This is a genomic window from Bacteroides sp. (assembly GCF_028690125.1).
Lineage (GTDB): Bacteria > Bacteroidota > Bacteroidia > Bacteroidales > Bacteroidaceae > Bacteroides.
This window is the reverse complement of the sequence record NZ_JAQVBV010000105.1, coordinates 1-4602: the sequence shown is the minus strand read 5'-3', so window position 1 is coordinate 4602 and position 4602 is coordinate 1. Positions and strand designations below refer to the sequence as shown.

Sequence of the window (4602 nt, the reverse complement as noted above, 5' to 3'; positions counted from 1 at the left end):
CAAAGACCGGCAAGCGTAGACACTAACGTTATCGGGCTAACCGATTATCTGGTACTATTTAGAATTACATGGAAAAACGACATAGAAGCCGTTAAGGAGCTTCTAAAGTACCGGATAGAAACTAAAGAGGAAATGGATAAAACCCTTTCAGACCTCCAGCATTTTGGATTTATGGAGGGCTACACAGTTGACTTTCAAGCTAAATAAATATACATTATTCTATATAGCTATGTAACCTCTGTATAGAGGGAGGATAAAGGAGTAATTAACATGGTTGACCTCGTACCAAAAGCAAAAATAGAATCAAACGGCATTGTTGACGCTCTCTTAATTGGGACTGTCAAAGCCGTAGAAGAGCGCGCCCTTATGGGCGTAATTGGAAACGGAACGGTAACAAGTGGAGCAATTAAACTTGTTTCCGGCGGAATTGTTCAAAGCGCCATAGGCGGAAAGACCGGTAAAATTGTCGGTTCTGCTTTCGTCATTGATGGAGTGGAGGACGTTGTACAGGGCTTAATCGTCCCTATGCTGTACGGAAAGACTGAGGGCGCAAGCTCGCAGGAATCAAACTGGTAATTCAAAGAAAATATAAGGAGTAGATAACATGGTTGCAACAGATGCAGGAGATATAAGAGTAGTGAAGACCGATGCCAGCGAAACTGTTAGGCAGGTACTGTATGAAACCGGCTCAGAAATTGCCGTATTAGGCGCAACAGATCCCAGACTAGCGCCTATTGTCCCTATGAGCCTCGCAGGAATGAGGGAAGACGACAAACTCTTAATTGAGTACAAGACCGGCACAGCCAGCCAGATAACCGGCGCTTCATGCTCTGCAAGAATCCCTATCAGGCGCAGGAATGTAAGAACCGGAAACGTAGCAGAAAGTTTCCTCCGTTCCTCTGATGTGTTCGCCGCCGGCGTTACCAGTATCGCCGCTTCTCAATGGGTCACTATCGGCTCTTACACTGTACCGGCTCAGGAAGAAATCAGAATCGGTCAGACTATCGCCGAAAACTCACGCCTGTACTTTAACCTCGTTGAGTAAGGAGGGCTTAAAATGTCCTCCCTCTTTGACTCGGATATAAAAGGCGTTCCTCAGCTTAAAAGCGTAAATGAGGGAAACGCAGGCGTAAGGCGCTTTCTTACTGTTTCTTCTTCTGCCACTACAGAAAGCGGAATAAAGAGCGCAAGACCTAATATTTACGGTCACCAGTGAGGCGGTAAAATGGTAGCAGAAGAATTTATTATATCTGCCGTTTCCGCTGTCGGTTTTCCTATTGTCGGTTTTTACCTCATGTACCAGCTTTGTAAAGACACAATAGCAAAAAATACCGATGCGCTCAACGAACTTAAAGAGGTAGTAATAAGCCTCAGAAAGTAAAAAGGAGGCGTTAAAGTGGTTCTTCCATTAGTGCCTATCCTTGCAGGAGTTGCCGGAGGTTCTATATTATCCGGCGCTCTTACTAAGAAAGGCGATACGAATACATATTCACCAACGACAACCACCACAACCACCAAAACAGATGCAAGGAGCTTTAATATCCAGTACCCTACTTATCAGGTACAGATAGACAGCCCTTTAGCCAGCCAGACCACAAAGAAAGAGGCAACAGCTACCAGTAAGGCAACCCCTACAATAACAACAGATGCCGGCGCTTCTAACTTTGACGTTTCAAGCCTTCTACCGATTGCATTAATCATAGGCGGCGCAGTAGTTCTTAAGGAGGTAGTTAAGAAATGATAATTCCAACAGGAAAAACAACCAGAATTGCCTCTTTTCACATGGAACGCTGTTATTTCGCCGTTCAAAATATGAATACTGTCTCAACAGATGCAGTTTATTTAATGCAGTCAGAAGAAGAGCCGGAAACCATGAAAAAAGCCGGCTTTGTTATCGGCGGCTATGGTCTGTTTGAAATGCAGAACTGCTTAAATGCACAGTCTAAAAAAGCATGGTTTGCATATACGGATATTGTCGGCGGCGTAGATGTCAGAGTAATGGATATATGAGGTATAAAAATGTCATATTTCACTGGAATAATGGGGTTAAATCCCGCACAGGTCACAGCTCTGATTGCGCGCAATGAACCTGATGGTGTTGCCGGGCTTTATGCCTGCAAAACCATCTTAAATGAGCATAGACCTGCATGCACAAAAGAGTATCATCTAACAGGCAAATATCTTGATGGTGCTGATAATCCTGACGTATGGTATCCAATAGCGGCGGGAACCGGGAGCGTAGTTTATGCAACTCGATATCTGACAATAACTTCGAGTACAGGTGCATCAGCAGGAAATAGGGCAGTTATTGACCAGACTAAGTTTCCTATAGCTGGAAACTTTATAGAGGTAACTTGTAAAATTGGTAGTGTAGTAGAAGGTGCAGGAGGAAACCGATATATAGATATTGGGTTTTCTAATTCTTTTGCCTCACATGGAAATACTAGGGCAAATTTTTTCTGTACTGCCGCTAACTATTGGGTTATTGGTTATGTAGGTGGAACAATAGCTTTAACTGCATGTCCATTAGGAAGAATGTTGCAAGCGGGAGATATCGTTTCTGTCCGCCTTGATAGACAGGAAGGAAGTTCAGACATAGATATAGCTAGATTCTATGTTAATGGACAAAAACAGTTTGAAACTGTCAGTATTCCAACAGTAGATGTATATGCTGGAATAGGTGTATATAATGATGCCAGCACTACTGATGCAATGTCATTTAGTACCGATTATTTCGGCGTAAGATATGTACCATAAGGAGGTGAGAAGATGAAAAAAGAAACAAAAAATCTGATAGGATTAGGTGCAGTTGGGGCAATAGCTTATCTTGCATATAATCAACTTTCCCCTTCTGATGAATCCCTCGGAGGTTCTGGAACTTTTGCGGGGTTAGGTTCGGGAGAAAGTGTATCAGATCAGGGAATTCTCGGAACTTCGGACAGTGGGATAAATTACAGCTTTAATTTTCCGGAAGTGCCTTCTTTTTCTCCGGATGGAGGCGGTATAATCGGCGGTGGTGATAATCCAATTATAACAGATACCGGCGATACCTCATTACCTGTTAGTAAGAAGGAAGCTGTAAGCTCTGGAAATGCATCTAAAGCGGAAACCTCCGGAAGTCTTTCTGCTTCTTTGGGTCAGGTATTTGGGACTCCGGAACAGAAGACAAATGAAAGGGGAGATTACTATACTTCTCCAGCCGGCGGCGGTGCCGGGGCGATTAAAGGGCAGTCAATAGGAGAAACTGTTCTTAATCTGCTTTCCGGTAAAACTGCAAGCGGGAAAAGTGGATCTGGAAATTCCCTTCCTACAGGTGCAAGCACGGAAGTTTCAAGCTATAAATTACCCTCAAATCTTGATTCTTTAAAGGGAATGCCTGCTCCGGTTAATACTTCCGGAGTAATGAAAGCTGGCTATAATTCCGGCGATATGGATTTTCTGCCGTCAAATTATAACAGTGGAGTAAAAAAGGTGAGTACGCCGGCAACATCTACAAAGAAAGTTCTAAGCCTGAACGATGCAAAAAATGGCAGTGTTGCTAAGTCTTCCCCTACAGTGAAAAAGAAAGTAACAAAGGTAAAATAAGGAGGTTTAAGGATGGCTAAAAATGCTATTCCTTCAATTTTTTATATCTACGGAAATAAAAATTATGAAGATGAAATTGAGGCATATATCAAAGGAAAATTTAACTATTGGCCGTTAGATATTTCTGCATCTACAGGATGCGGTTTTAAGATAGAATCCTATGATATCGGAGACTTGAAAGCCTTAGATATTCAACTTGAAAAATATGAGGGTTGGATACAGCAAACAAGGCGGACAGACTTTTCAGATTTGGAAGTTGATTTCCTAGATTTGGACAACTTCACTATAGGGTGTAATCACAGATTAACGCCTTCCTCTGACCCTACATGGGACATGTTAAAAATTGCATGGTTTATAAATGCAAGTAAGAAAACTGTAGCTATAAGAAACATGAATTACTCCAATACATCCGGGGCGTTAGGTAACGTAACTATGACTTTTGGTATTGATAAAATAGTTAACAGCATAGTTACTAATTCATCTATTGATAACAATAGATTGATAAAAAAGAACCTTCGAGATACTGTATTTTCCATAACTGGAACTAACGTTAGTTTAGACGGTTATGTGATTGAATATTACGGTGATGAATACCGGAATTTTAAACTTACCAGTACTTCATGTACTATAAAAGAAGGAGCTACTTTAGCCAGAGCAATAGACTACGATATAATTTCACGTTGCCCGTTTTCCTGTAATGGAGGTACTGCCGGTGGTGGTATTGATTTCATAGATCTTACGGTCAATGAAGGAGAATACCAGTACGAAACAGAGATAAGCGGAAAATATCTAAATTTGTTATTTAATCCGTTCTCTTATGCCTCTGATGCTACACAAAAAATGAGAGTAATTATATACTTGCAGACAAGAAAAGGAGTTAGTTTTTCCCCACAAACAGAAATATTGGACGAGACTTATGCTGCTACCACAACATTAAATGTTGGAAATTGTCAATGGTTGGCTATTCCTATTCCCGAAGGAGTTTCATTCAATATTATTCGGATGTATGTATGGGGA

9 protein-coding genes are annotated in these 4602 nt (G+C 41.5%); all 9 read left to right on the top strand.

Going from position 1 to position 4602, the window contains the following annotated elements:
* Positions 1 to 207 (top strand): hypothetical protein (locus PHO71_RS25340; RefSeq protein WP_300208966.1); only part of this gene is annotated, 207 nt, incomplete at its 5' end.
* A 63-nt stretch (positions 208 to 270) separates the two neighbouring features.
* Complete coding sequence (locus PHO71_RS25335; protein ID WP_300208965.1) at positions 271 to 576, top strand: hypothetical protein; 306 nt, start codon at positions 271 to 273, stop codon at positions 574 to 576.
* Between the two features lie 28 nt (positions 577 to 604).
* Positions 605 to 1045, top strand: coding sequence for a hypothetical protein (locus PHO71_RS25330; protein WP_300208964.1), 441 nt, complete (start codon positions 605 to 607; stop codon positions 1043 to 1045).
* A gap of 180 nt (positions 1046 to 1225) precedes the next feature.
* A complete protein-coding gene (locus tag PHO71_RS25325; RefSeq protein WP_300208963.1) occupies positions 1226 to 1381 on the top strand; it encodes a hypothetical protein in 156 nt (51 codons plus the stop codon).
* A gap of 15 nt (positions 1382 to 1396) precedes the next feature.
* Positions 1397 to 1741, top strand: coding sequence for a hypothetical protein (locus PHO71_RS25320; RefSeq protein WP_300208962.1), 345 nt, complete (start codon positions 1397 to 1399; stop codon positions 1739 to 1741).
* Positions 1738 to 2010, top strand: coding sequence for a hypothetical protein (locus tag PHO71_RS25315; RefSeq protein ID WP_300208961.1), 273 nt, complete (start codon positions 1738 to 1740; stop codon positions 2008 to 2010). The genes PHO71_RS25320 and PHO71_RS25315 overlap by 4 nt, the downstream gene beginning before the upstream one ends.
* A 9-nt stretch (positions 2011 to 2019) precedes the next feature.
* Entirely contained in the window at positions 2020 to 2757 is a 738-nt protein-coding gene (locus PHO71_RS25310; protein ID WP_300208960.1) for a hypothetical protein, read from the top strand.
* A gap of 12 nt (positions 2758 to 2769) precedes the next feature.
* Complete coding sequence (locus tag PHO71_RS25305; RefSeq protein ID WP_300208959.1) at positions 2770 to 3585, top strand: hypothetical protein; 816 nt, start codon at positions 2770 to 2772, stop codon at positions 3583 to 3585.
* Positions 3586 to 3597: 12 nt separating this feature from the next.
* On the top strand, positions 3598 to 4602 hold a 1005-nt coding region (locus PHO71_RS25300), incomplete at its 3' end, for a hypothetical protein (protein ID WP_300208958.1).

Excerpts from the sequence above, each read along its gene's own strand:
- PHO71_RS25335 (WP_300208965.1), top strand. The coding sequence starts at position 271 with ATGGTTGACCTCGTACCAAAAGCAAAAATAGAATCAAACGGCATTGTT.
- PHO71_RS25330 (WP_300208964.1), top strand. The coding sequence starts at position 605 with ATGGTTGCAACAGATGCAGGAGATATAAGAGTAGTGAAGACCGATGCC.
- PHO71_RS25325 (WP_300208963.1), top strand. The coding sequence starts at position 1,226 with ATGGTAGCAGAAGAATTTATTATATCTGCCGTTTCCGCTGTCGGTTTT.
- PHO71_RS25315 (WP_300208961.1), top strand. The coding sequence starts at position 1,738 with ATGATAATTCCAACAGGAAAAACAACCAGAATTGCCTCTTTTCACATG.
- PHO71_RS25310 (WP_300208960.1), top strand. The coding sequence starts at position 2,020 with ATGTCATATTTCACTGGAATAATGGGGTTAAATCCCGCACAGGTCACA.
- PHO71_RS25305 (WP_300208959.1), top strand. The coding sequence starts at position 2,770 with ATGAAAAAAGAAACAAAAAATCTGATAGGATTAGGTGCAGTTGGGGCA.